Source organism: Shimia sp. R9_1, assembly GCF_017743775.1.
GTDB lineage: Bacteria > Pseudomonadota > Alphaproteobacteria > Rhodobacterales > Rhodobacteraceae > Shimia.
Genome location: NZ_JAGHRN010000011.1, coordinates 1 through 25,609, shown reverse-complemented (window position 1 = coordinate 25,609; position 25,609 = coordinate 1). Strand labels below are relative to the sequence as shown.

Below are 25,609 nucleotides of genomic sequence, written 5' to 3'. Positions count from 1 at the left end.
TATGGTATACCATGTTGTGCCCAACGAATCACAACGAAGGTGCTCTCATGCCTGCTGAAATCCGCAAAACGCTCTTGCATGTCGAAGAAACCCTGATCGAAGGGGGGAAAGCCGCAGAGACTCCGTTGAAGATGATTGCTGCTATCGCCGTGATCAAAAATCCCTGGGTCGGTCAGGGCTTTGTTGAAGATCTGCGTCCAGAAATTTACGACTGTGCTCCGGGTCTGGGTGAATTGCTTACCAAAATGGTGCTGGATGCCGCCGGCGGCGGCGACAAGGTCGAAGGTTACGGAAAGTCAGCCATCGTTGGTGTGAATGGCGAAGTCGAGCATGCGTCAGCTTTGATCCATACGCTGCGCTTCGGAAATCACTACCGCGAGGCGGTTGGCGCGAAATCTTATCTTGCGTTTACCAACACGCGTGGACCAGCGAACGCGCCGCTGCAAATCCCGTTGATGGATAAAAATGATGGCGGCAAACGCAGCCATTACCTCACCATCGCGCTGCAGGTGGCTGATGCCCCCGGTCCCGATGAGATCGTTGTGGCTCTGGGGGCTTCGATTGGCGGGCGTCCACATCACCGTATTGGCGACCGGTATCAGGATCTCAAGGAACTGGGTCATGACGTTGACAATCCTGCCGCCCTATAAGACCTGCGACCTGCCAGCTGGCACGTTGGCCTGGCGTGAGGCCGGATCCGGCACGCCGGTTGTGCTGATCCATGGGGTCGGTATGCAGTCCGCCGCATGGGGTCCGCAATTCGCAGCGCTGTCGGCAAACCACCGCGTGATTGCACTGGATATGCCTGGGCATGGTAAATCTTCCGCCTTGCCCGAAGGTGCGCAACTGCCTGATTTCGTCGAGTGGCTGCGTGGGGCGCTGGATGTTCTGGAATTGGATGATGTAAGCCTTGCAGGTCACTCTATGGGGGCGCTGATTTCTGGTGGGTTCGCTGCGACCTATCCAGAGCGACTTGAACGGGTGGCTTTGCTGAACGGCGTATATCGTCGCAGCGAGCAGGCCCGCGAAGCTGTCATTGCCCGTGCCGACGTGATCCGCGCGGGCGGGTTTGATCTGGAAACGCCATTGGCCCGCTGGTTTGGGGACGGCGCTGAAGATCAGGCTGCGCGTGTACATGTCTCAGACTGGCTGGGTCAGGTTAATCTGGACGGATATGCCACGGCCTATGGGGCTTTCGCGCGTGGCGACGAAACCTATTCGGATCGTCTTGGCGACATTACCTGTCCGCTTTTTGCAATCACTGGCGACGGAGACCTGAATTCTTCGCCTGCCATGGCGGAGGCAATGGCCAACGCCGCGCAGGTTGGGCGCGCTATTGTCATCAATGGCCATCGTCACATGGTCAATTTGACTGCGCCAGACGCTGTCAACGCCGTTTTGCTCGACTGGCTTGCCACAACAGCCGTCGCAACAGCCCAAGGAGAGACATCATGAGCGAGATCGATCCCCGCGCCCTGCGTAACGCGTTTGGCGCTTTCATGACCGGTGTGACGGTTATCACCACCAAAGATGCAGACAGAAATCCTGTGGGCTTCACTGCGAACTCTTTTACGTCGGTTTCGCTGGACCCGCCGCTGGTGCTGGTTTGCCTTGCCAATTCGTCGTCCAACTACACCACGTTTTCTGAGGCAGAGGGATTTGCAGTCAACATTCTGTCCGAAGGGCAGATCGATGTGTCCAACACTTTCGCCCGTCCTGTAGAAGACCGGTTCGCAGCCGTTGATTGGCGGGCGGGTCCGCATGGGTCTCCGGTCTTTGACGGCACCTCGGCATGGTTCGATTGTTCTATGTTCAAAACCGTGGACGCGGGCGATCACCTGATCCTGATCGGTAAAGTTGAGGCATTCGAAAACGAGACAGCCCCCGGTCTTGGATATGCTCGCGGGGCTTACGTTACCCCAGCCGCTGAAGTAGAAGCTCTGAGCAATCAGGCCGACCTGATGGTTTCGGCTCTGATCGAACACGAAGGCAAGGTTTTGCTGGTCGATAACGGCGCGGGCCGTCTTACGCTGCCCGAGGTTGCGGTTCGCAAGGACGGTGCATCTGCTGCCCTGACCCGGTTGATTGATGATCTAGGAATTACCGCCGAACCTGGGTTTATCTACTCTGTTTATGAAGATGCAGCGCGCGAACATCAGCACATTTCGTTCCTGTGTCAAACCGCCGAAGGTACGCCTTCGCGCGGGGTCTTTACCGAGCTGACCGTCTCGACCCTGATGGACATCGCGGATCCTGCCATGTGCACCATGCTCGAACGGTTCGCCGAAGAGAGCCGCATGGGCAATTTCGGTGTGTATTACGGCAACCAAGTGAGCGGCGAAGTACGACCGCTTTCGCAAGGGAGTTAACCCCAATGAAGTTTTCGCTTTTTGTGCACATGGAGCGCATTTCTCCTGATCAGGATCAGAAGCAGCTGTATGACGAGTTCATTGAGTTGTGCAAAATCGCCGATCAGGGCGGTATGCATGCTGTCTGGACGGGCGAGCATCACGGTATGAACTTTACCATCGCTCCCAACCCGATGCTCAATCTGGTAGATGTGGCGCGTCATACGAAAAACGTACGCCTTGGCACCGGCACTGTGATTGCCCCGTTCTGGCATCCGATCCGCTTGGCTGGCGAGGCAGCGATGACCGACATTATCGTCGATGGTCGCCTGGAGCTGGGCATCGCGCGTGGTGCGTACTCTTTTGAATACGAACGGATGATGCCGGGTATGGACGCCTGGGAGGCCGGTCAACGCATGCGCGAACTGGTACCCGCTGTTCAGGCACTTTGGAAAGGCGATTACGAACATCAGGGCGAGTTCCACCAATTTCCGAAGACCACTTCAGCTCCGCAGCCGTTGCAGCAGGACGGCCCGCCGATCTGGGTTGCCGCGCGTGATCCCAACAGCCATGAGTTCGCTGTGGCCAATGGCTGTAATGTGCAGGTGACACCGCTGTGGAATGGAGATGGAGAGATTGCTGACCTGATGGGCAAGTTCAATGCGGCCTGCGAGAAACATTCGGACCAACCTCGCCCCAAGATCATGCTTCTGCAGCACACCTATGTGGCCGACAGCGACGAAGATGCCAAACTGGGCGCGGTCGAGCTGAATCGCTTCTACTGCTACTTTGGCGCGTGGTTTATGAACAAGCGTGACATTGCGCAGGGTTTGATCGAGCCTCTGAGCGATGCTGAAATCGCGGCACATCCGATCTATTCGCCAGAAGCGATAGAGCGCGATTTGGTTATCGGCACATCGGACAAGGTCATTGAACGGCTGAAAGGCTATGAAAAGCTGGGCTATGACGAATATTCGTTCTGGATCGACAGCTCGATGACCTTTGAGCGCAAGAAGGCGTCGCTTGAACGGTTCATCAACGACGTAATGCCAGCGTTTCGGTAAAGCGCCCTGAAAGGATAAGAAGAATGCAGCAATTTCAGCACTATATCGGCGGCGCGTTCGAAGATGGCTCGGCTCAGTTCGAAAGCCTCGACCCGGCTACTGGCAAGGTTTGGGCCAAGATGCCTGCGGCCACGCCCGAAGATGTGAACCGCGCCGTTGATGCGGCTGAGGCTGCGTTCTTCTCTGCCGAATGGGCGGACATGACAGCTACCGCGCGGGGCAAATTGCTCACGCGGTTGGCGGATTTGATCGCCGAGGCAGCACCACGTCTGGCGGAGCTGGAAACCCGCGACACCGGAAAGATAATCCGCGAGACCAGCGCACAGATCGCCTATGTGGCGGAGTATTATCGGTACTACGCTGGTCTGGCAGATAAGATAGAAGGCGCGCACCTGCCCATAGACAAACCCGACATGGAGGTGTGGCTGCGTCGCGAGCCGGTGGGTGTGGTTGCCGCTGTGGTGCCGTGGAATTCGCAACTGTTCTTGTCAGCGGTCAAGATCGGTCCCGCTTTGGCGGCGGGGTGTACCGTTGTCCTGAAAGCCTCCGAAGAGGGCCCTGCGCCAATGCTGGAGTTCGCGCGCATCTTTGATCAGGCGAGTTTCCCCAAGGGTGTACTGAGCGTTATCACTGGCGGACCCGATGTGGGCGCAACCCTGACCAGCCATCAAAAGGTGGCGCATGTCGCCTTTACCGGCGGACCGGACACGGCGCGTCACATTGTGCGTAACTCGGCTGAGAATCTTGCCTCGACCTCTTTGGAGTTGGGCGGAAAATCACCGTTCATTGTGTTCGAGGACGCTGATCTTGAAAGCGCTGTAAATGCTCAGGTCTCGGGTATTTTTGCCGCCACTGGTCAAAGTTGCGTTGCCGGATCACGGCTGGTGGTCCAAGAAAGCATCAAGGACGCGTTCCTGGCCCGGCTAAAGGAAAAGGCTGAGGCCGTGGTGATTGGTGCACCGGATGACGTGGCCACCGAAGTAGGGCCGCTTTGTACAAAACGTCAGCGCGACATGGCGCTCGATCTGATCGCGCGTTCGGTCGGGCAGGGGGCCAAGGTGGTTACGGGAGGTGATGTGCTGGATCGTGAAGGTTTCTATTTCCCGCCAACGATCCTTGATTGTGACGATGCGCGTGAGGCGGACAGTCTGACCAATGAATTCTTTGGTCCAGTTCTGTCGGTTGTCAGCTTCAAGGATGAGGCAGAGGCCATCGAGATCGCCAATAATACGCGCTTTGGTCTGGCATCCGGTCTGTTTACCCAGAACCTGACTCGCGCCCATCGGATGATCCGGGCTATCCGGTCAGGTATTGTCTGGGTCAACACCTATCGCGCAGTCAGCCCGATTGCGCCTTTCGGAGGGCATGGCCTGTCCGGACACGGGCGTGAAGGAGGCATTGAGGCCGCGCTGGAATACACCAAGATCAAATCTGTCTGGTTGCGTACATCCGACGATCCGATCCCGGATCCCTTCGTGATGCGCTGATCCATCCGACAATTCGATTTTTCGCAGCCTGCCGCATATGTGTCAGTGGGCTGCCTCATCCTGTCCATCCAAAGGGAGGAAACGCGACATGGCACAGGAGCCAATACCCAATAACCAAGGCCATTTGGTCTCGGACAAAGGGTTCTTCAAAGGCCTACATAATGGCATGAGCATTGCCTCCAAGGCGATGGTTGCAGCCTTTGTGGTCTTTACTATTCTTAACGTGGACTTTGCCGGCCAAATTTATGGCGGCGTCCGGTCATGGGTCGAAGGGGCGCTAAGCTGGTACTATATCAGTTCAGTTATCGTGATACTTTTCGCCTGTCTCTACCTGATGTTTAGCCGCTTCGGATCAATTCGTTTGGGTGATGATGACGCCAAGCCAGAGTTCTCGAACTTTGCATGGTTCGCGATGTTATTCTCGGCCTCAGTGTCCATCGGCATCATGTTCTTTGGTGTGGCAGAACCGCTGTTCTACTTCGACAACTCTGCGGGTTGGGGCTACCCCAATAACCCGTTTGCGGACATGGCAGGTCATGCCGAAATGGACATGGCGCGGGCGGTGGATGCAGTGCGTGTTACCAATTTTCACTGGGGTCTGCATGGCTGGGCAATTTACACTCTGACCGGTTTGGCGCTGGGGTATTTTGCATTCCGAAAAAAACTGCCGCTTACCTTCCGTTCGGCACTGTACCCCATTTTGGGCGAGCGGATTTATGGTCCCGCTGGGCACGCGGTTGACCTGTTGGCCGTGTTCGGAACAGTCTTTGGAATCGCAACCTCTATGGGTCTCGGCGTGACGCAGATGGCTCAGGGGATGAACGTGCTGTTTGGAGTTGATCCGGGAACTGCGACGCAAGTTGTGCTGGTGCTGGTGATCTCGGTCATTGCGACGCTGTCGGCTGTGTCCGGTATCGGCAAGGGCATTAAGATCCTGTCGGAGTGGAACATCGTTCTGACCATCCTTTTGATCTTGTTCTTCTTCGTCGCAGGGCCGTCGCAATGGCTTGCCGGGTTTTTCCTGAACTCTGTGGGTGACTACGCGACCAAGTTCCTGTCTATGGGCTTCTGGACCGCAACAGACGCCGGCGATGTCAAATGGCAGGGTGGCTGGACCATCTTCTACTGGGGTTGGTGGCTGAGCTGGGCGCCCTTTGTAGGTATGTTCATCGCCCGTATCTCGAAGGGCCGAACCATCCGCGAGTTTATGTTCGGCGCGATGCTGGTCCCGACCACAATGGCGTTCATTTGGATATCGATCTTTGGCGGCAACGCGCTGTTCATGGAGCTGAATGCGGAGGGCGGTGTTGGCACAGCTGGTCTGATCGACATGGTCAACAACTGGAACCTTGGTGGCACTCTGTTTGGCACGATTGATCGACTGACCGACGGCGGAACACTGGCGTGGATCATTTCGGCGTTGACCACCTTCCTGCTGGCCACTTGGTTCATTACCAGCTCGGACAGTGGCACATTGGTTGTCACCACGATCCTGTCGATGGGCAATGCCCATCCGCCAAAACAGCACCGGATCATCTGGGGTCTGGCCCAAGGTCTTGTTGCTGCTGTGTTGCTGATTGCCGGAGGTCTGTCTGCCCTGCAAACCGCAGCCATTGCCGCTGCGTTGCCGATTTCGGTTCTGGTGGTGATGATGGCATGGGGGGTGATCAAGTCGCTGATGGAAGATCCCTCTGCGGTTGATGCCGCTGCCGCAGCCGCGCCGGATGGTACGGCGCTGGATGGAGACCTGCACGCCTGATCCGACACAAATCTTCAAAACGGGCGGGGATAGCTCTGCCCGTTTTCCTTGCCGATTGATACAACCGAAGGAGAGAAACCATGCTTCCCCTCAACCGCTCCGACCTGCTGATCGAAGACGCCTATCTGGATGGAGGCTGGTATCAGACTGAAAACCGCTTTTCTGTGACCAACCCTTCGACACACGAAACTCTCGCCAACGTGTCCGATTGCACCGTAGCGGATGTGGATGCAGCAATCGTCGCTGCCAGACACGCGCAGGTCAATTGGGCTGCGCGTACTGGTAAGGAACGCGCTGCCATATTGCGCCGCTGGTATGAGTTAATGGTGGATCACGCCGATGATCTTGCCACGATCCTGACCGCAGAAATGGGCAAACCACTGGCCGAAGCCAAGGGCGAAATTATTTATGGTGCGTCCTTCATTGAGTGGTTCTCAGAGGAGGCCAAGCGGGTCTACGGGGATACCATCCCTGGCCATCAGCGCGACAAGCGTATTCTCGTGCTAAAACAGCCCGTCGGAGTGGTTGGCGCGATCACGCCTTGGAATTTTCCCAACGCAATGATCACCCGCAAGGCCGCTCCGGCCCTGGCGGCCGGTTGTGCCATGGTCGTACGCCCCGCTTCAGAAACACCGTTGTCCGCGCTGGCCATGGCCAAGCTGGGCGAAGAAGCGGGCATTCCCGCGGGCGTTCTGTCGGTGCTACCTTCGACCGACAGTGTTGGCGTGGGCAAGGCCTTTTGCGCACACCCACTGATGCGCAAGATCAGCTTTACCGGATCAACTCGCGTGGGCAAAATCCTGATGCAGCAGGGCGCGGAACAGCTCAAGAAACTGTCTTTAGAGCTGGGCGGCAACGCGCCATTTATCGTGTTCGACGATGCCGATCTGGAAGCCGCTATTGAAGGCGCAATCCTATCTAAATTCCGCAACGCCGGACAGACTTGTGTCTGTACCAACCGGATTTATGTGCAGGACGGCCTGTACGATGCCTTTGTTAAAAAACTGACGACTGCGGTTTCTGCTTTGCCTGTAGGGGATGGTTTTGCTGAGGGTACTGCAATCGGGCCGCTGATCTCTGAAAACGCCGTCGCCAAGGTACGCCAACATATTGCCGATGCCACCGCCAAAGGTGCCACCGTTACCCTTGGCGGTGCGGATCACGCATTGGGAGGTACCTATTTCCAGCCTACTGTGATTTCCGGTATCACGCAGGACATGGCGGTTGCGCGCGAAGAGACCTTTGGTCCGCTGGCACCGGTCTTTCGTTTCTCGACTGCAGAAGAGGTTCTGTCCATGGCCAACGATACCGAGTTCGGTCTGGCATCCTATGTCTATACGCAGAAACTGTCTCAGGTCTGGCAAATGATGGAGGGGCTGGAATACGGCATGGTCGGTGTCAACACCGGCCTGATATCGACCGAGGTGGCGCCGTTTGGTGGTGTCAAGGAAAGTGGCTCAGGCCGCGAAGGCTCAAAATATGGGATCGAGGATTACCTTGAACTAAAATACTGCTGCTTGAGTGTATAAAACGGTATCGCCAAATGGTCGCTCGATCCAGCAGCAAGCAGATTTGTCTTGTTGTCATGCGGCCATTTGACGTTTCTAAGCAATGACAGGGTAATTGATCTGGCGCCTGCCCCCTTTGAGACCACGTGGTGAATTGTAAGACTGCAGCTGTTTCGAAGGGGGTGGCGGTCGAAAAATTCCCGCTTTTGACTGAATTTAAATGCGAGCTCTACGTTTCAGGTTTCTGTCTAATTCGTCAAAGACAATAACCTAACAATGCCACCAGGCCCCTTAGGCCGAAGTTCTCTACCCAGCTATGAGGCTAGCTGCCTTCTCCGCAATCATAATTGTTGGAGAGTTGGTGTTGCCCGAGGTGATTGTCGGCATGACAGATGCATCGACAACCCGCAAACCTGCTATCCCCTTCACGCGCAGTTCAGGATCGACCACAGCCTTGTCGTCCGGCCCCATTCGGCAAGTGCCGGTCGGATGGAAAATTGTTGTTCCAATATCGCCCGCTACCTTGGCCAGATCTTCGTCTGACTGGTAGGCCGCGCCGGGTTTGATCTCCGCAGGATTGTATTTCTTCATTGCATCTTGCCCAGCTATCTGCCGTGCCAAGCGGATTGCGCGCACCGCCACTTGCTTGTCAAATTCGGTGGAAAGGTAGTTCGGATCGATCGTTGGCTGAACTTTGTGGTCTGGCGAACTGATATGCACTGTCCCACGGCTTGATGGACGAAGCGGTACGACGCTTGCGGTAAAGGCCGGGAAGGCATGCAAAGGATCTCCGAATTTCTCAAGAGACAAGGGCTGAACATGAAATTCTAAATCCGCTGTGCCGACTTCTGGACTAGATTTTGCAAATATACCAAGCTGGCTGGGAGCCATCGACATCGGCCCCGAACGTCTCAAGAGATATTCCAGGCCAATCCCCATACGTCCGAGGAACGATCCCGCACGCTGATTAAGGGTTTTGACACCCTCAACACGAAATGCGCAACGGATCTGTAGGTGGTCCTGCAAGTTTTCGCCGACGCTATTGTTCCGGTGAAGTACTTCTATTCCCTGAGCTTTGAGGTAGTCTGGATTCCCGACCCCTGACAATTCAAGCAATTGAGGGGAGCCTATCGCACCGGCCGACAGAACCACTTCACCCTTTGCCACAAAGCGCGTGATCTGTCCGTTCACATCGGCCTCTACTCCGACAGCGCGCTTCCCGTTAAACAAAACCCGCCGGGCCTGCGCATCCGTGACGACCCTGAGGTTCCCGCGTTTCAGAGCTGGGCGCAAAAAACCTTTGGACGTATTCCATCGCAAGCCCCCACGCTGATTGACTTTGAAGTAGGCTGAGCCCTCATTATCACCCCGATTGAAATCTTCGACTTTGGCAATGCCTGCTTCTTCAGCCGCATCACGGTAGGCATCTAGAATTTTCCAACTCAAGCGTTGATTTTCGACGCGCCACTCTCCACCAGCATCATGCATATCATCGGCGCCGGCATGGTAATCCTCTGATTTTTTGAAAAACGGCAACACATCATTCCAGCCCCAGCCAGCGTTGCCCATCTGCCGCCAAGTGTCGTAATCTTGCGCTTGGCCACGCATATAGATCATTCCGTTGATCGAGGAGCAGCCTCCAAGCACTCGGCCGCGAGGATACGCAAGCGCGCGACCATTCAGACCCGGCTGTTTGGTCGTTTGAAACCCCCAATCCGTGCGTGGATTACCCATGCAATAAAGGTAACCGACCGGGATATGGATCCAGATGTAGTTGTCTTTGCCACCCGCTTCTAAAAGCAGAACTTTGTTTCGCGGGTTCTCAGACAGACGATTGGCCAGAACGCATCCCGCTGAACCACCACCCACGATCACATAATCGTATTCTTCTGAGTTCGTGGACATGTTCTTCCTTTCGCGTTGCTTTTGGCCGCGCCGACCCAAGTGTTACTTCCCGCGCGAATGCCAACTCGGACTGTGATCCTTGTCGACCAATACGGCGCGAATTCCCTCGACCAAATCTGGGTGGCGCAACGCCCGTTGCATGGCTTCAAACTCATGTTCAAGACATTCAGAGAGCGATCGTTCCCTCCCGTTTCTCACAAGCGTCAGCGTCTCCTGAAGGCTGCGTGGGGAGGCTTGTTTCAAAGCCGACAGAGCGCGCTCTTTTGGTTTGGTCTGATAGCGCTCAAGACAATCAAAAATTGTACATAGCGTTGGCTGATCGAAACACATCGTCGTGTCTGACAGCATCAATACGCTGGGCTGATATCCTAACGTTGCGCATAGCTCAGAAAGAATATTCTCAATATCCCGTACGCCATAGCTCAGTTCTTCGAGCAATCTGGGTAGGGATTCTGCGACCGTCAAATGGGTCGAAATCCCAAGCCCATGCGCATCAAACCCCCGGACAGAGGCGCCGGTCAACCCCATCCAAATACCTGATTGGTTGGGCATCCGGGAAAGAAAATGGCTGCCCCCAACATCAGGGAAGAACCCAATCATGGTTTCAGGCATCGCAAACAATGCACGTTCGGTGGCTATGCGATAGTTGCCATGGACGCTCAGGCCCATGCCTCCGCCCATACACACCCCATCTATCAACGAAATATAGGGTTTCGAATACTCCGAAATCCGTTCAATCAGCGCGTATTCTTCTTTGAAGAATTGCTCAGCCTCATCGAAGGCCCCCGCCAACACAAGTTGGCGAATGCGCCGCATATCGCCCCCTGCGCAAAACGCGCGCTCTGTACAGGAGGTCAGGATGACACAGAAAATATCTGGATCATCCTGAAACTGTGTCAGAGCCTTGTCTATCAGACGGATCATTTCGAGTGTCAGAGCGTTCATCGCTTCAGGGCGGTTTAGGCTGATAATGCCTGCGCGTCCCTGCTTTTTGACGTTTACTTGTGACACTTCGAAATCTCCCATCGGGTTCAGCGATTGCGGAACACCGGTGCCCGCTTTGCGATAAAGGCCGCCATGCCTTCTTTTTGACCATCAGTGGCGAATGCAGCTTGGAACAGTCGACGCTCATGCAGGACGCCAGGTGTCAGACCGGTTTCCAGAGCGTGGTTCACCGCTTCCTTGGCCATGGTCACGGCAGGCGCATTATGTCCCGAAATCTGATGCGCAGCTTCCAATGCGGTTTGCAGGAGGTCCTCGCCAGGCACAACACGGGCCACGATGCCGGATTCCTTGGCTTCAGCAGCGCCAATTGTCCGGCCGGTCAGGATCAGATCCATCGCCAGAGCCTTGCCAATCGATTTGGTCAGTCGCTGAGATCCACCGATACCTGGCAAGATGCCCAGCCTGATTTCAGGTAGACCAAATTGAGCGTCGGTGCTTGCGATGATAAAGTCGCACATCAAGGCAAGTTCAAAACCGCCACCAAGGGCAAAGCCACTTACAGCTGCGATCACCGGCTTCTTAATAAACCGCATCTGGTCCCAGTCAGCAAAGATGTCGCTGGCCAGCAAATCGACCAAGTGCTTTTCCGCCATTTCTTCGATATCGGCGCCTGCCGCGAATGCACGCGGGCTGCCAGTGATTACAATGGCGCCGATGCGGTCATCCTTGTCGAATTCTTTCAGAGTTTGCATCACCTCAGCAGCCAACTGCAGGTTCAAAGCGTTCAAGCTCTTGGGGCGATTGAGTGTGATCAAGCCGACGCTTTCGCGGCGCTCAACGATGATTTCTTCAAGGGCCACGCGAGGCGTCTCGCTAGATTTGGCTTCGGCACTCTGTTCGGTTGCGCCCTTGGATTTGGCTTTGCTGTTGGTCATGGGGTTCCTCCCGAAATCTTATTTCAGCTCTTCAGACCAAAATCGGTCCAGATCGTGCCCTCCGCGGGCGCTTCGGTTTCTTGCTTCGCCTGCGCTGAAACGTTATGATCATAGGCTTCGAAATCTGCCATCTTCTCTGCTAGTATGGCCTCGCGATGTTCATTTAGGCCCGGTGCCGCAAGCGGCGTATTGGGGTCAATTTCCTTGTAGGCGGACAATTTGATCGGATTGCCAGCTGTCCGGAATGGCTTCTTGCCCTGTCCCTCAACCTGCACAATCATGCTACGAGACAGCAGTTGCGGGTGGTCGAGCAATCTATCGATCGTATTGATTGGACCGCAGGGCACACCCGCTTCATTGAGCGCGTCCAACCAATGCTGAACAGGCTTTTGAGACGTTACCGCATCAATCGCCTTACCCATCTTGGGCCGATTTCGAACGCGCAGATCGTTGCTGGCGAAATCAGGATCCAAAGCCAGTTCAGGCGCGTTCAACGCGTCTGCCATCAGCAGGAAAAGTTGGTCATTGCCTGCCGCAATCACAAAACGCTCATCCTCTGCCTGGAATGTCTCAAAGGGGGCAAGTGATGGGTGACAATCCCCTGTACGGGTTGGAACAATGCCTTCGACATCATAACGTGCGAGCGCAGTTTCCATGAGTGCGGCCTGGCAATCGAGCATTCCGATATCGACCCGCTCACCCTGCGCGTTTTTTGTGCGTTTGTAGAGCGCTGATAAAATACCGATAACCCCAAACAGCGCTGCACCTAGGTCTCCAAAGCTGGTACCGACACGTGCGGGCTGCTCTCCGGGCCAGCCCGTCAAGCTCATGACCCCGCCCATCGCCTGCACAACCATGTCATATCCCGGCAGATCAGTCATCGGGCCGGAATGCCCGAACCCGGAAATGGAGGCATAAATCAAGTGAGGATGGGTTTTTGCCAGACGTTCAGCGCCGTATCCCAGCCGATCCATAACACCTGGACGAAAGTTCTCCACCAGAACATCCGAGGTGTCCAGCAGCCGCTCCAGCAGCTCGCGATCTCGAGGGGATTTGACATCTAATACGATGCTTTCTTTGCGCCGATTAAAGCACATAAAGTATGCGCTTTCTGCATCCACAAAGGGTGGGAAGGCGCGCGTGTCGTCGCCTGTCCCAAATTTTTCCACTTTAATAACCCGCGCGCCCAGATCGGCCAGCACCATGGTGCAGTATGGCCCCGCCAGAACGCGTGAGAAATCAAGGACCGTAATGCCGGAGAGAGGCCCTCCCTCCAGTTTTTCGTCTTCGGGTTTTTGCATGGTTCTCCCTCCTATTTACGGCTGGATTACTTAGCGACCGGCATTGTAAATTCTGCACCTTTGGAGATGCTTTCAGGCCAACGCTGCATGATCGACTTTTGTTTGGTGTAGAAGCGCACACCTTCTTCGCCGTAGGCGTGCATGTCGCCAAAGAGGCTCTTTTTCCAGCCGCCAAAGCCGTGCCATGCCATTGGAACTGGGATCGGAACGTTGACGCCGACCATGCCAACCTGAATTTGTCGACCAAACTCGCGTGCGGCGTTGCCGTCGCGGGTGAAGATCGAAACGCCGTTGCCATATTCGTGGTCGTTGATCAGCTGGACACCTTCGGCGAAGCTGTCGACGCGGACACAGGAAAGGACGGGGCCAAAGATCTCTTCTTTGTAGATCGTCATCTCCGGGGTCACATTGTCAAACAGAGTGCCACCTAGCCAGTATCCTCCTTCGTGACCTTCAACGGTGTAGCCACGGCCATCTACGACCAGATCGGCACCTTCTTCGACACCTTTGGCGATATAGCCCGTGATGCGTTCCTGCGCTGCTTTGGTGACGATTGGACCCATCTCTGCGTCGAGCTCAACGCCATTCTTGACCTTGAGGTCTTTCAAACGCTCTTTGATCATAGGAACAATTTTGTCAGCCACATCGCCAACCAAAGTCGCAACGGAAATGGCCATGCAGCGCTCCCCAGCAGAACCGTAGGCCGCGCCCATAAGCGCATCTACCGCTTTGTCCAGATCGGCATCTGGCATCACCAGCATGTGGTTCTTCGCGCCCCCAAGTGCCTGAACACGCTTGCCGTGGCGCGCGCCCACTTCGTAGATGTAATTCGCAATCGGGGTGGACCCCACAAACGAGACAGCTTTTACATCCTCATGTTCAAGAAGTGCATCCACCGCAACTTTGTCGCCCTGCACAACGTTGAACACGCCATCAGGGAAGCCTGCTTCCTTCATAAGTTCTGCATATAGCAAAGACGGCGTTGGATCGGTTGGTGATGGTTTGAGAACAAAGGTGTTGCCCGCAGCGATCGCAACGGGGAACATCCACATCGGGACCATTACCGGAAAGTTGAACGGCGTTACTCCTGCCACAACACCCAGTGGCTGTCGCAGGGTCCAGTTATCGATTCCGGTGGAAACCTGATCCGTAAAATCACCTTTCAACAGCTGCGGGATACCGCAAGCAAACTCAACAATGTCGATCCCGCGCTCAACTTCGCCACAGGCGTCGGTGAACACTTTTCCGTGCTCAGCGGTGATCGCGTGAGCGAGCTCTTCCTTACGTTCATTTAACAATTGCAGGAACTTATTCATCAACCGCGCCCTGCGGATTGGCGGGACATTCGACCATGTAGGGAACGCCGCTTTTGCTGTGGCAACGGCTTTATCCACATCGGCAGCAGAGGCAAGGTCGACCGTGCCAGTCAACGCACCGGTAGCAGGGTTAAATACATCTTGGGTGTTAACGCGTGCGCCGGTATACACCGCGCCATTGATGTAATGGCCGATTTCGCTCATCGTCATAGGGGTGCCTCCTCCTTGGCTTTCCGGCCAGCATCGGTGAACTGTCCCCCATAAATCCAATGACTAATCGAGTCTCATATTATAAATAGCATTAATATGAGGCCCATATCTGATATTCGCATCCTGAACGCTTTTGTCGCGGTTGCCCAAGAGGGCAATATATCCCGCGCGGCAAAACGTTTGCATCTCACCCAGCCCGCTGTGAGCCTTCAACTCAAAAGGTTGGCACAGGACACAGGGCTGAACCTGTTTGTGCGTACTTCCAAAGGTGTTGAACTGACACGTGATGGGGAAACGCTCGTCGCCAAAGCAGAAAAGGTCCAAGCTGCCCTTGATGAGTTTGGGCAAACTGCGCGGCGCATTAACGGGAATGTCCGGGGCACACTTAGGCTCGGGACAATTGTGGATCCCGACTTTATTCGGCTTGGGGCCTTTTTGGCTGCTCTCGTTGATGGATATCCAGATCTACGGACGAAATTGCTGCATGGTATCAGCGGCGATGTCGTACATCGCCTGATTGATGGCCAAATTGATATTGGCTTCTTTCTGGGAGACCTAGATGGCTTTGAACCCGAAGTAGTAGGGGATGGTGCTGACTCTCTCTTCTTTCAACGTGAACTAACCAGATTCACATATCGGGTTATCGCCCCTGCGGGTTGGGGCAAGCGTATAGCAGGGAAATCATGGCATGAATTGGCAGCTATGCCTTGGATAGGCACGCCCGAAAACTCTGTACACAACCGATTGCTAAAACGTATCTACCCAAACAAGGAGGAGGCGCCGGACCCGGTGTGTTTGGTGGATCAGGAACCCTCCATGCTTGCCATGGTGCGCTCCGGTATCGGCCTCAGTCTCTGTAGAGAGTCGATCGCATTGGAGGAAATGCAATCTCGCGGGTTGGTCATTTCTGACACGGCCAAAGTCGATACATCACTTCGATTTGTAACTCTCGCCTCCAATAAATCCGATCCCAATATCCTTGCGGCATTCGATGCACTAGAATCTGCTTGGATTTAGTATCCTCTCATTGTTCAAGTGCTCCGACTTGCATAGACAGACTGTTGAAACCGTTTAGCCGATATAGCACGGCGTTTCGGAACCATGTCTGGTCGTATCAGGTCGGATTTTAGTGACGCGCGGTCAAAAAACTTCAGTTAGCGAAAAAACTATGTACGGCTGGCCACCTTCAACAATTGTAGACTGACGGTTTTTGTTTTCTGCTACCGGTAGCGATTGTCTCGATAGTATACGTTCTTTTTGGGGGGCAATGTATCTGGCAGCCCAATTTTCTAAGCTTCAAAAATATGAGTGCAGTTTTACTAAATATCGGCTGTTTCCGAGCCGGCGACCGGCCAGATCCTTTACCCAATATTTCCGTGTTTCAAAGACAAAAGCGATATGATGTACCATGTTGCTTTGAGACCGGCTTTGATTGCCACTGGGTTGTTTCTGCTCGCACTCTTTATCTCGGTGTGGATGGCGTTTTTTACGTATCGCCAAAATTCAGAAACCGTTTTTGCTGAATTTGATGCACGGGCCGATAGTTTGGCCGCACAAATCTCTCGAGAACTCGACATTACGGTGGCGACAATAGAAGCCAGCGCCTCTGCATTGAGTCTGGGCGGAAGTGTGGAGGGCAGCGTGCTCAAAGAACAGCTCTACTCTTACTTGGAAAAAGGGAACATTCTTGCGAGTTCACCTGCGATCAAAAACATCGGGTTGGTGATGAATGGTGGGTTTAAGGATGCCTCTACGCCCAGTCCGAGCTTTCCTCTCATCGGCGTTTATCCTGATACAAGCAGCAAGGCTATCGGTGCTGATCTTTCTTTTAGTCCAGAGCGGATTGCCGCGATCCATTTTGCCCAAGACACTGGCCGCGCGGGGGTTGGCGACCGGATCGTTCTTCTAACGGGCGTGCCCGGTGTGTTCTTTGCTTTTCCAATCTATGCTACGGAGATAATCCCAGTCGATTCAGGTGCGCGCCGAAAAGAAACCGTTGGCTTGATTGTAGCGGTTCTTGCAACAGACAGCTTCATGCTAAATGCCTTGAGCGACATCGACTTAAAGGGAGTCGATTTTGAGGTACATGATCTGGGCTCTGATACCAACGCTTCACCCGTCCTAGGTGCTCAAACAGTGCTCGCAAGCAGTCGTTTAGAAGCAATCGATTACTCAGATTCCTCGAGCGACGAATTGCTTATCTCATCTGCGTCAGACGTAATTACACGTGACGTGGAGGTCGGTGGGCATGTCTGGCGGATTTTACTTGCACCTAAGCCAAACGCGACCAATTCTCTCGCGGTCCAGGTGTCGTGGGCAATTGCGCTGGTCGGGCTGCTTATCTCGGCTTTGGTGGGCTTCGCTACCTATCAGCAATTAATTCAATCAGTCTCGCTAAAACGGCGGGTTCAAGAACGAACACACGCCCTTCAAACCGCCAATTCTCTGATCAGCAAACGCGCAAACGAAGATGATTTGACCGGCTTGGGCAATCGCAGATCTCTTGCAAATGCGATCGACCAAATGATCGAAGAGCACGCGGCAGCTGAACTTTATAGTATCGCTGCAATCCATATTGATTTGGATCGTTTCAAGCAGATCAATGATACCATGGGGCATGCAGGGGGTGACTTTGTACTACGCCATGTCGCGAAATTGATTACTTCTTCTTTCCCCGATGAAGCCTTTTGTGCGCGTGTCGGCGGAGACGAATTCACAGCAGCCCTTATCATTGAAAGCGGCAACGAAATTGCGCTTCAAAATGCTGCGTATGGCTTGATAGAAGCCTGTTCTCTGCCGGTCGCCTTCGAAGGGCGCCCATGCCGCTTTGGCGCGAGCGTAGGGATCGCCGTTCAGTCGCTCCCTGAAGCCGATCCTAAGGCATTGTTGGTTGACGCTGACTTAGCGCTCTATCGTGCAAAGGAAGACGGTCGGGGACGTGTGCAACTATTCTCTCCCGAAATTCATGCCCAAGTGATCGCCTACAAACATCGTTCCGACGATATTTTGCGCGCAATTGAGGCCGGAAATGAGTTTATTCCCTACTTACAACCTCAAATATCTTTTAGCGACGGGCAGCTCTATGGGGTAGAAGCTCTTGCCCGCTGGAAACATCCTGAATTGGGAGTTTTGCCACCCTCCGAGTTTCTTTCAATTGCGGAGGATCTTGACGTAGTGGCGCAAATTGACCGCAGCATTCTGGAAGGGTCCATCGATATCGTTAACCGATGCCAGGAGTTGGGGTATTCTGTGCCGCATTTAAGCACGAACTTGAGTTTCTCGCGATTGATGGAGGAGGAGTTTGTCGCCTCTATATCAAACCTGCCAGCATGCGACAGTTCGATTAGTTTCGAAATTCTTGAGTCTATTTTCCTTGACGAAGAAACAGGTCCAGCGATGTGGAACATAGACAAAATTCGGAGTGCGGGTTTTGATGTCCAGATTGACGACTTTGGCAGCGGGCGTGCTTCGGTCGTTGCTTTGACCCGAGTCGCCCCGAGCAGAATGAAAATCGACCGAGAACTCGTTGCTCCTATTGCTGATCACGACGAGCGTCTCCAACTGGTGAAGTCCATAGTCGAGATCGGCAAAGTACTTGGCATCGGCGTTACAGCTGAGGGCGTGGAAACACAAAAACAAGCTCAATTGCTGGGGGAAATGGGCTGTGATGTCTTGCAAGGCTACCTTTTTGCAAAGCCACTCAGCGAAGGCGATCTCTTGAAGTTTCTTCGTTCTTTTCCAATCTGTGGGAAATTGGCCTCTTAGTAGATGGCCAGTTTAACTGGCTTCCTCGAAGAGACATCTAGCCGAATGTTGATACGTCTGTTCTAGACGCGATCTTGCTATTGGATCTTCCAGCCTATCGCGTCTGTTAAGCATTTCGTAACATTAACTTGCGTACTTAAATAAAACTAAGGGTGCTATTATCAAAAGGCTGTGGGTTGATGGATCTAGCGTTTGCCGGTGTCCAGCTGGGCGTGAGAAAAAAGATCACTATTTGGAAGAATTTTGCCCAATCCTACAACAACCAAAATAGGTCTCTACCTTTTGTTTTGTTGATCGGACTCTCTCTTATTGTCAGCGTTGTTGTCGGAGCGTTGAGCTATCAAAACGGTCAAGAGAGCTTCAAGCAGCGGAAAGAAGAGGAAAAGGCGGCGATTTGGAAAGTTACAGCCGCGTTCTTTGAGAGCTATGCGAACCATCTAGACACGCAAGGCGCTCCAGAAATGCCGTCCCCACAAAAGCTTCGCGCCGAAGCGCTACATTTGTTTAGCGAATTGCAATCGGAAGAGGATGGCTCAGTTGCCATCGCCGTGGGGCGACAAGGTAGAGAGATTGGTGTGTCTCCCGATGCTCACGCCGAAGCGACGATGTCGATGTTAGCCGCAGATCCGACGATTGAGACATGGTCAGAATACCACAAGAAAGACGGCGCACTTAGTTTGCGCATCATCAAACCGATCTTCGCCACTCAACAAAATTGCGTGAGCTGTCACAACAGGATCCAATCGCTCGAACCCGCTTGGGAGGTTGGAGATCTGATGGGAGCGTTTGTAGTAGATGCGCCCACAAAAACGGCTTTCTCTGCTTTGCGCAACGAAGCTTTTATGGTCGGTGTTGCGATTTTCTTAACCGTGTCTCTGATGGGAAGTTTGCTGCTGAAGCTTCAAATAAATCTGGTTACCGCGCGCAATGACGCCAAACATCAACGCGACAGAAAAGAAATGCTCAGGGAGATGAAAGAAGTCGCGGAGTCTGCGAATAATGCTAAATCTGCATTTTTGGCGAATGTCAGCCATGAAATTCGCACACCGATGACGGGCGTTGTTGGGATGTGTGATCTCTTAGGCGAAACAGATCTCACCGAGGAGCAGAAGCAGTATACGAGTACTATAGCGACCTCTGCGAACGCACTGCTTTCCATTATCAACAGCATTTTAGATTTTTCTAAGATGGAAGCGGGAAAGTTCACAATTAAGCGCCATCCGTTTAGTCTCTACGATGTCGTGCACGATGTGGCGCACCTCTTGACGCCAATTGCTCGGCAAAAAGATCTCGCGCTATCGGTGGTCTATTCCAAAGATGCACCGACGGAATTCTATGGCGATGAAGGGCGTATGCGGCAGATACTTATGAATCTGGTGGGCAATGCCATCAAGTTCACAGATGCAGGTTCTGTGACGCTTTCGTTAAACGCCGACCTTTCTGGCAATCGCTTGAATGTTCAGGTGAAAGATACAGGTGTCGGCATCCCGCCCGATCGTATCGATACAATCTTCTCTGCCTTCGAGCAGGTGGACAATAAGGCAACGCGCTCGTTTGAGGGAACAGGGTTGGGCCTTGCAATCACACAACGTCTAGTGAAGCTGATGGATGGGCAAATCAGGGTGTCATCGCAGTTAGGTCGGGGTTCAATATTTTCGTTGGAGCTGCCAATCCCAGCCTCAGAGAAATCAGTGAAGGCACGATCCGGTCCAGAGATGGTTTCTTTCGACGATCAGAAGACGGATCATGTTTGTTTCGAAGATCAAAAGATATTGATTGCAGAAGACAATCAGACAAACCAAATGATGCTTCGAAAGATGCTGCAGCGGACCCAAGCAAAATTGGTGTTTGTGTCCACAGGCAAAGACGCCCTAGAAGCTGTCGAAACAACTGTGTTTGATCTCATACTGATGGATGTTTCGATGCCCGAAATGGACGGGTTAGAAGCAACATCGCATATTCGAGCCAGAGAACAGCAAAACGGCCTGGAACCATGTCCAATCATCGCTCTCACCGCCAATGTCCAAGACAGTGATAGGGACTTGTGCCTCAACGCGGGTATGTCCGACTTTATTGGTAAGCCTCTGCGTAAAAAGCACTTAATCTCGGTAATTTCGCGCTGGCTGGCCTGAGAGGGGTGAGACCCATTCAAGTTTGGCAAATGAGCATTCCAAATGCATTCCAAGACCTCAGATTTGCTGCCAGGCGATGATCCCCATGGTGGCGGCCACCAACCCAGACACCGTCAAGCCGCCAATGCTATCCACGTCGGCTTCTGGCATGATCTCAACAAAATCGACGGTAGCAATCAGGCTAGAGGCGCATGATGTCCATCATCGATCCTCAGCTTCCTAACCACAACTATTAGTTCAAACCACTTCGGCGGATGTGCATCATTTCAGCGCATTCCTTCAAAACGGCGACGGCCGTTTGATAAAGTGATCGATCTAAAAATTTCAGCCTTGCGGTTAGAGTGAAATTCATGTTTCAGATCTAGGCAGATCGGAGCGAAGCCGCTTAGCCATTGGTCGTTCCTGTCATGATTTTGCATGAGCGCGCCAAAATGAAGGAGGATGCCGTTGGTAAGTTCAAAAGACACATCGCAGCCCCCAGAGCGTGGCACGCAAAAAACACAACAAAGTAAAAAGCTTAGCTTTCTAAAACGCTTGCGCGAAAAATACTCAGAGCTTCCAGGCAGCGAACAGAAGATTGCTGATATTATTCTGGATACCCCAAGTGATATCGCAACCTACTCAGCAACCGAATTGGCGGAACGCGCTGGCGGTTCCAAAGCGGCGATCACGCGTTTGATTCAGCGCCTTGGGTATGAAAATTACGAAAGTGCCCGGCGTGACGTGCGTGATTCTCAGGCGTGGGGATCGCCCGTCTCACTGGCACGGCGGCAAGATGAAGATGGGGATTTCGCAAGCCGGTTGCGCAGCCAAATTGATCAGGACATAGGCTGCATACACGATGCATTTGGTGACCTGACGGAAAAGGATGCAACTGAGATCAGCGACGCTTTGATCCAAGCGCCCAAAGTTTGGATCATTGGTTACCGCAGCAATCAATTCCTAGCGGGCTACTTTCGCTGGCAGTTGATTCAGGCAAGGCCAGACGTGCACTTGCTACCAAAGGCGGGTGAGACACTTGGGGAGTCTTTGGCCGACATTGGAAAAAAGGATCTGCTGGTCGTGATGGGATTGCGCCGGCGCACGCCCCTTATTGACACCGTTCTAAACTGGTCGGAGCGCAATAAGGTGCGCAGTTTTCTGATTACGGATCCAACCTCTCGCGCCACTGGCTCACCGACATGGACGCACCGCTGTGATGTGCGCGGTCGGGAGGTGTTGGATCGCTACCAAGGAGTCATGTCGCTTCTGCATTTTTTTAGCATGTCTGTCTTGGATCGTGCGGGGGCGCAGGGACGAAAGCGTTTAACACAACTTGAGGAAATTCATGGCGATCTCGACCAGTTTGTCTGAGGCCTCCATCGGAACGCTGATGAGCCGGTCGGATGCGGTGGGCCGCCTCTGGATGCTGTTGAAATAGAAGGGAAAATCGATGGCATGTTGGGTGTCGTGGCAGGCGTTGCTTTGGTCGATCTACTGAACAAAGAGACTATTAGCCACCATTCCCGGCGTGTGATTGGAAATTTAAATGTGCCTCTAGGGGCACAACATGGGGAACAGAATGCGTATTGCGGCAAGTGTAATGTCAATGGCTCTCTCCGGAGTGGCCTTTCCAGGGTTTGCAGACGAGTTTACCGTCACCGGGTCAACCACCGTCACCAATGGCGGTAATACCATTGATGGCGATGACACTCTTACAGTCGATGATGGGGCTTCCATTGTGACCGCCGGAAGTTCAGCGATTGTCACGACTGGTGACAATAACATCATTATTAACCGAGGGCTGGTCTCCAGCGACGTGAACGCCGTTGATCCCAATGGGGACGACATCACCATCACAATCGTCAACCACGGCACGATCAGAAGCAATGCAGATGCGATCGATGTCCAGAACGACGACTCTGTCGATATCACAAACTACGGCACAATCTCCGCCCGGACCTACCCCATCGATGTGTTTAATAGCCCCTCGGTTGTCGTGCGCAACTTTGGCACCATTCTCAACGATGAGACCTCTTCTGCGCGGCACGTCCTGGACTTGGACGGCGACAACAGCGCTGGCAGCTCAGCCTATGTCTATAACGCCGGAACGCTCACAAACGGTGCCGTCGATGCGGCTATATATCTGCGAGATTTCGATGAAGTTGCTGTGGTCAACAGCGGCACGCTTACCCGCGTGGGCACACCTACAAACAATCAGGGTCTCATCGAAGTGGTTGATGCTGCGGATGGGCTGACACTACACAACTCGGGCAGGATTTTGGCGCTGGGAGGCGGTGTCGCGCTCGAATTGGTAAACGATGGTCGGTCAGACATCTATTTTCATGATGGATCGGTGATCAGCGGCTCCACCTATTTTAATGGAAGGATCGAAGAGGCGCATTTCCACTTCGGCACAGGGGTGTCTGGCCGCTACCAATTTGGCGGGTTCTCCAGCACAGGCTTCGTAAGCACCCCCGGAAACCAACCGGGTGATCTGGCCTCGATTGACGTGGAAAACGGTGTTTACGTGATCGACGGTGACTATCTGAATGTTGTCGATCTGAGCCTGAAAAATGCGACCACCCGAAATCTGGTGGGTCTGCTGGAAGGATTGCAGCATGGAGGGGTGTCCGCTGGGCGCGGCAGCACCAGCTCCGAAAGTACCGCTGACAATGGGAAATGGTTTAGCGCCTTTGGCTATCATACCGACGGTTCCGCAACAGAATTCTACCACGATTTCCGCGGAAACGGTGTTGGCGTTCAGCAAGGTGGCCAACTGAGCAATGGTTTGGACTACTATCTGGGCGTCACGGCGTCGGATATCGAAAGCGACGCAGACGTTGGTTTTGACAGCACCGGCTACGGTGTGATCGCGGGCATCGCTCAGACAAACGCATCCGGGATCGGCTGGAGCCTTGATTTCGGTGTGATGCATCTGAATTCTGAGCGTACCATCAATGACACCACCGTTGCAGCCACAGGTTTGGACAGCGCAGAAGAGAACTATCTGGCTGGTTATATCTCCCCGGCTCTGCGGTTTCACAACAAGCTCAACTTCGGGGAGACCATTTCGCTTCGCTACGCAGCGATTGTGCAAGCGTCTCAGGACTATGCATTTACCTCGACGATCCAGAGTTTCGGCTCTTCTGTCGCGCACTATGTCTCCGCTGAGTTTGTGAAAGCAACAGAGCTGAAAAACGGCATGATCCTCGACTACGGCTTCAATGTTGGATCCGTTAACAACAATAGCACGGATATTCGCGTCGACGGCTTCACCAGCGAAACCAGAGGCCGCTCGTGGGTCGAAGGAGAGGCCATGGTTGGCCTCACGATCGGCCAACTCCGCTCCGAGCTGCGTCGGTCGACTGAGGGCAGAACCGCACTGAGCTTTGACTGGCGGCGGACTTTCTAGCACGACGACTTAGGGCTGTGATGATGCGGGCTGGGCTGGAGGCCTCAAAGGCCGATTTGTTCGCAATGCTGTAGTGCGCTGCAGGCGTGGCGTACTGCTTCTTTCAGTTTCCGGCGTTTGCCTTAGGGTCGCGAGCGATTGAGAAGTTTAGACATTAAAGCGCAGTATCGGTTGTGTCGTACGATGAACTCATCGATGGCACATTATTCCAGATCGTGTCATCGCCAATCGAGTGATCGTTAACGCAACAACTCCATGCAATGCACCGCCTCCGAAATTTCCAATGCTACCGACTTGTTTCCCGAATTTTCCAAGGCAGACCCGCGCTTACCAGCTCGGTGTGTGTTCTAAGGCGACGGCTCGTAGCGCAAACAGACTTTCCGGATCCACTGCGCTTTATTTTTGACCAATCTGAAACCCTTTCATCTGCTTCGCGCTAAGTTAGATTCGCTGGCCACCACGTTTGCCAGGCGGGCTTCAAATTGCGGTGCGGCGGCGAGAACTTTCCCACCCCGCTCCAAAAACGTTGGGACTTGGGCGCATGACACATTGCCGCCCGCCTCTCGCACAAGTAGAACACCAGCCAAGGCATCCCACGCATTCAAGTGACTTTCGTGGAAGCCTTCGGCCCGCCCAATTGCTAAATCCATGAGGCTTACCGCTGCAGAGCCATTCCTTCGGTACTCCATCCCCGACTCAACGATACGCTCCACAAGATTGAGGTAGTCTTGCAATGACGCACGTCCCGAACGGCCGAGCAAAATGAGCGCTTCATCGCGGCGCGTGCAATCGGAGACATTGGCGGGTGCAACATTGCGAAAGCACCCCTTTCCAGCCTCAGCCCAGCACATTTCATCACGCTTCGGAGCGTAAATCACTCCAAGCCTGATCTCATCCCCAAAACAGCATGCAATGGACACCGCCCAATCTGGTAAACCGCGCATGTAGTTTGCGGTGCCATCGATCGGATCCACCACCCACACGCATTCGCTGTTCCCGGAGAAGCCGTCTTCTTCTCCAAGGACAGCATCGTTCGGAAAGTGGACTGCAATTTCGCTGCGAATGAGCTCTTCAACTCGACGGTCGGCCAACGTCACAAAGTCCTGAAGCCCCTTGACCGCCACAAATCCTGCGTCTCTTTCTTGATAGAGTTTCTGGGCCAAAGAGCCGGCTTCCCAGGCAATATCTTTTGCGAAGGCGAGCCTAGTTTCGTAGGTGTTAGTCATGAGCGTTCAATGTAGTTTGCCTGAAAATTGGCGTAAGTTTTTGTGTATAGGTTTGAATCTTGGCATCGGGGTTTTCGATGCGCTCTCGCATCTGCGCGACTGCTGCAAGCACCTGTTCTTCCGCGTTTTGGCGCATTGTTGAAAGCTGATATGCTCCCCAACCTGCTTGCTCGATGTCGTCACATCCGACTGATCCTCCCCCACTGAAGTGGTCCGCCCGTATAGTTAGGAAACGGAGGATCAGATATGGGAATCAAGCGACACAAGCCTGAAGAGATTGTCACGAAGTTACGGCAGGTTGAGGTGCTTTGCGG

At 53.7% G+C, this 25,609-nt stretch carries 18 protein-coding genes; 12 read left to right on the top strand and 6 right to left on the bottom strand.

Translation table 11 applies throughout. The annotated features are described in order from the left end of the window. The first annotated feature begins 47 nt into the window (after positions 1-47). The 7 genes from J7399_RS20185 to J7399_RS20155 all read left to right on the top strand — a co-directional run bounded on the left by J7399_RS20185 (position 48) and on the right by J7399_RS20155 (position 8,187). A complete protein-coding gene (locus J7399_RS20185) occupies positions 48-650 on the top strand; it encodes an amino acid synthesis family protein (RefSeq protein WP_209089635.1) in 603 nt (200 codons plus the stop codon). Further along, a complete protein-coding gene (locus J7399_RS20180; RefSeq protein ID WP_209089627.1) occupies positions 622-1,455 on the top strand; it encodes an alpha/beta hydrolase in 834 nt (277 codons plus the stop codon). The genes J7399_RS20185 and J7399_RS20180 overlap by 29 nt, the downstream gene beginning before the upstream one ends. After that, the gene (locus J7399_RS20175) at positions 1,452-2,369 is read left to right on the top strand and encodes a flavin reductase (RefSeq protein ID WP_209089625.1); all 918 of its coding nucleotides are present in this window, start codon (positions 1,452-1,454) and stop codon (positions 2,367-2,369) included. The genes J7399_RS20180 and J7399_RS20175 overlap by 4 nt, the downstream gene beginning before the upstream one ends. A 5-nt stretch (positions 2,370-2,374) precedes the next feature. Beyond that, positions 2,375-3,412 carry an LLM class flavin-dependent oxidoreductase gene (locus tag J7399_RS20170; RefSeq protein WP_209089616.1) on the top strand — a complete coding sequence of 346 codons (1,038 nt, stop codon included), beginning with the start codon at positions 2,375-2,377 and terminating at the stop codon, positions 3,410-3,412. Between the two features lie 23 nt (positions 3,413-3,435). Then, positions 3,436-4,899 (top strand): aldehyde dehydrogenase, encoded by a 1,464-nt coding sequence (locus J7399_RS20165; protein WP_209089614.1) that lies wholly within the window; start codon positions 3,436-3,438, stop codon positions 4,897-4,899. 88 nt (positions 4,900-4,987) lie between these two features. After that, on the top strand, positions 4,988-6,658 hold the full coding sequence (locus J7399_RS20160) for a BCCT family transporter (RefSeq protein WP_209089612.1): 1,671 nt from the start codon (positions 4,988-4,990) through the stop codon (positions 6,656-6,658). 80 nt (positions 6,659-6,738) lie between these two features. Continuing rightward, positions 6,739-8,187 (top strand): NAD-dependent succinate-semialdehyde dehydrogenase, encoded by a 1,449-nt coding sequence (locus J7399_RS20155; RefSeq protein WP_209089610.1) that lies wholly within the window; start codon positions 6,739-6,741, stop codon positions 8,185-8,187. 285 nt (positions 8,188-8,472) lie between these two features. On the opposite strand, the gene J7399_RS20150 is transcribed toward J7399_RS20155, so the two are convergent. The 5 genes from J7399_RS20150 to J7399_RS20130 all read right to left on the bottom strand — a co-directional run bounded on the left by J7399_RS20150 (position 8,473) and on the right by J7399_RS20130 (position 14,772). Further along, entirely contained in the window at positions 8,473-10,071 is a 1,599-nt protein-coding gene (locus J7399_RS20150; protein WP_209089607.1) for a GMC family oxidoreductase, read from the bottom strand. A 42-nt stretch (positions 10,072-10,113) separates the two neighbouring features. After that, a complete protein-coding gene (locus tag J7399_RS20145) occupies positions 10,114-11,097 on the bottom strand; it encodes an enoyl-CoA hydratase/isomerase family protein (RefSeq protein WP_209089604.1) in 984 nt (327 codons plus the stop codon). Positions 11,098-11,102: 5 nt separating this feature from the next. Continuing rightward, positions 11,103-11,876 carry an enoyl-CoA hydratase-related protein gene (locus J7399_RS20140; RefSeq protein WP_209066017.1) on the bottom strand — a complete coding sequence of 258 codons (774 nt, stop codon included), beginning with the start codon at positions 11,874-11,876 and terminating at the stop codon, positions 11,103-11,105. A gap of 98 nt (positions 11,877-11,974) precedes the next feature. Further along, complete coding sequence (locus J7399_RS20135; RefSeq protein ID WP_209089601.1) at positions 11,975-13,252, bottom strand: CoA transferase; 1,278 nt, start codon at positions 13,250-13,252, stop codon at positions 11,975-11,977. A gap of 26 nt (positions 13,253-13,278) precedes the next feature. Beyond that, positions 13,279-14,772 (bottom strand): CoA-acylating methylmalonate-semialdehyde dehydrogenase, encoded by a 1,494-nt coding sequence (locus tag J7399_RS20130; RefSeq protein WP_209089735.1) that lies wholly within the window; start codon positions 14,770-14,772, stop codon positions 13,279-13,281. Between the two features lie 102 nt (positions 14,773-14,874). Between J7399_RS20130 and J7399_RS20125 the strand changes: the two genes are divergently transcribed. The 5 genes from J7399_RS20125 (at position 14,875) to J7399_RS20105 (ending at position 24,069) form a co-directional block, all read left to right on the top strand. Next, positions 14,875-15,795: a LysR family transcriptional regulator gene (locus tag J7399_RS20125; RefSeq protein ID WP_209089598.1), complete on the top strand. Its 921-nt coding sequence runs from the start codon at positions 14,875-14,877 to the stop codon at positions 15,793-15,795. A 381-nt stretch (positions 15,796-16,176) separates the two neighbouring features. After that, positions 16,177-18,543, top strand: coding sequence for an EAL domain-containing protein (locus J7399_RS20120; protein ID WP_209089595.1), 2,367 nt, complete (start codon positions 16,177-16,179; stop codon positions 18,541-18,543). Positions 18,544-18,722: 179 nt separating this feature from the next. Further along, positions 18,723-20,675, top strand: coding sequence for an ATP-binding protein (locus tag J7399_RS20115; RefSeq protein ID WP_209089592.1), 1,953 nt, complete (start codon positions 18,723-18,725; stop codon positions 20,673-20,675). Positions 20,676-21,122: 447 nt separating this feature from the next. Then, positions 21,123-22,028: a MurR/RpiR family transcriptional regulator gene (locus J7399_RS20110; protein ID WP_209089567.1), complete on the top strand. Its 906-nt coding sequence runs from the start codon at positions 21,123-21,125 to the stop codon at positions 22,026-22,028. Positions 22,029-22,263: 235 nt separating this feature from the next. Then, positions 22,264-24,069, top strand: a complete 1,806-nt coding sequence (locus J7399_RS20105) for a hypothetical protein (protein ID WP_209089564.1) — start codon at positions 22,264-22,266, stop codon at positions 24,067-24,069. A gap of 422 nt (positions 24,070-24,491) precedes the next feature. Here J7399_RS20105 and J7399_RS20100 read toward each other — a convergent pair whose 3' ends face one another. Further along, entirely contained in the window at positions 24,492-25,295 is an 804-nt protein-coding gene (locus J7399_RS20100) for an inositol monophosphatase family protein (RefSeq protein ID WP_209089558.1), read from the bottom strand. Positions 25,296-25,609 lie beyond the last annotated feature (314 nt).

Bases quoted from the DNA above. Each gene is read 5' to 3' on its own strand.
- J7399_RS20185 (WP_209089635.1), top strand. From the start codon at position 48: ATGCCTGCTGAAATCCGCAAAACGCTCTTGCATGTCGAAGAAACCCTG.
- J7399_RS20180 (WP_209089627.1), top strand. From the start codon at position 622: ATGACGTTGACAATCCTGCCGCCCTATAAGACCTGCGACCTGCCAGCT.
- J7399_RS20175 (WP_209089625.1), top strand. From the start codon at position 1,452: ATGAGCGAGATCGATCCCCGCGCCCTGCGTAACGCGTTTGGCGCTTTC.
- J7399_RS20170 (WP_209089616.1), top strand. From the start codon at position 2,375: ATGAAGTTTTCGCTTTTTGTGCACATGGAGCGCATTTCTCCTGATCAG.
- J7399_RS20165 (WP_209089614.1), top strand. From the start codon at position 3,436: ATGCAGCAATTTCAGCACTATATCGGCGGCGCGTTCGAAGATGGCTCG.
- J7399_RS20160 (WP_209089612.1), top strand. From the start codon at position 4,988: ATGGCACAGGAGCCAATACCCAATAACCAAGGCCATTTGGTCTCGGAC.
- J7399_RS20155 (WP_209089610.1), top strand. From the start codon at position 6,739: ATGCTTCCCCTCAACCGCTCCGACCTGCTGATCGAAGACGCCTATCTG.
- J7399_RS20150 (WP_209089607.1), bottom strand. From the start codon at position 10,071: ATGTCCACGAACTCAGAAGAATACGATTATGTGATCGTGGGTGGTGGT.
- J7399_RS20145 (WP_209089604.1), bottom strand. From the start codon at position 11,097: ATGGGAGATTTCGAAGTGTCACAAGTAAACGTCAAAAAGCAGGGACGC.
- J7399_RS20135 (WP_209089601.1), bottom strand. From the start codon at position 13,252: ATGCAAAAACCCGAAGACGAAAAACTGGAGGGAGGGCCTCTCTCCGGC.
- J7399_RS20130 (WP_209089735.1), bottom strand. From the start codon at position 14,772: ATGAGCGAAATCGGCCATTACATCAATGGCGCGGTGTATACCGGCGCA.
- J7399_RS20125 (WP_209089598.1), top strand. From the start codon at position 14,875: ATGAGGCCCATATCTGATATTCGCATCCTGAACGCTTTTGTCGCGGTT.
- J7399_RS20120 (WP_209089595.1), top strand. From the start codon at position 16,177: ATGATGTACCATGTTGCTTTGAGACCGGCTTTGATTGCCACTGGGTTG.
- J7399_RS20115 (WP_209089592.1), top strand. From the start codon at position 18,723: ATGGATCTAGCGTTTGCCGGTGTCCAGCTGGGCGTGAGAAAAAAGATC.
- J7399_RS20105 (WP_209089564.1), top strand. From the start codon at position 22,264: ATGGCTCTCTCCGGAGTGGCCTTTCCAGGGTTTGCAGACGAGTTTACC.
- J7399_RS20100 (WP_209089558.1), bottom strand. From the start codon at position 25,295: ATGACTAACACCTACGAAACTAGGCTCGCCTTCGCAAAAGATATTGCC.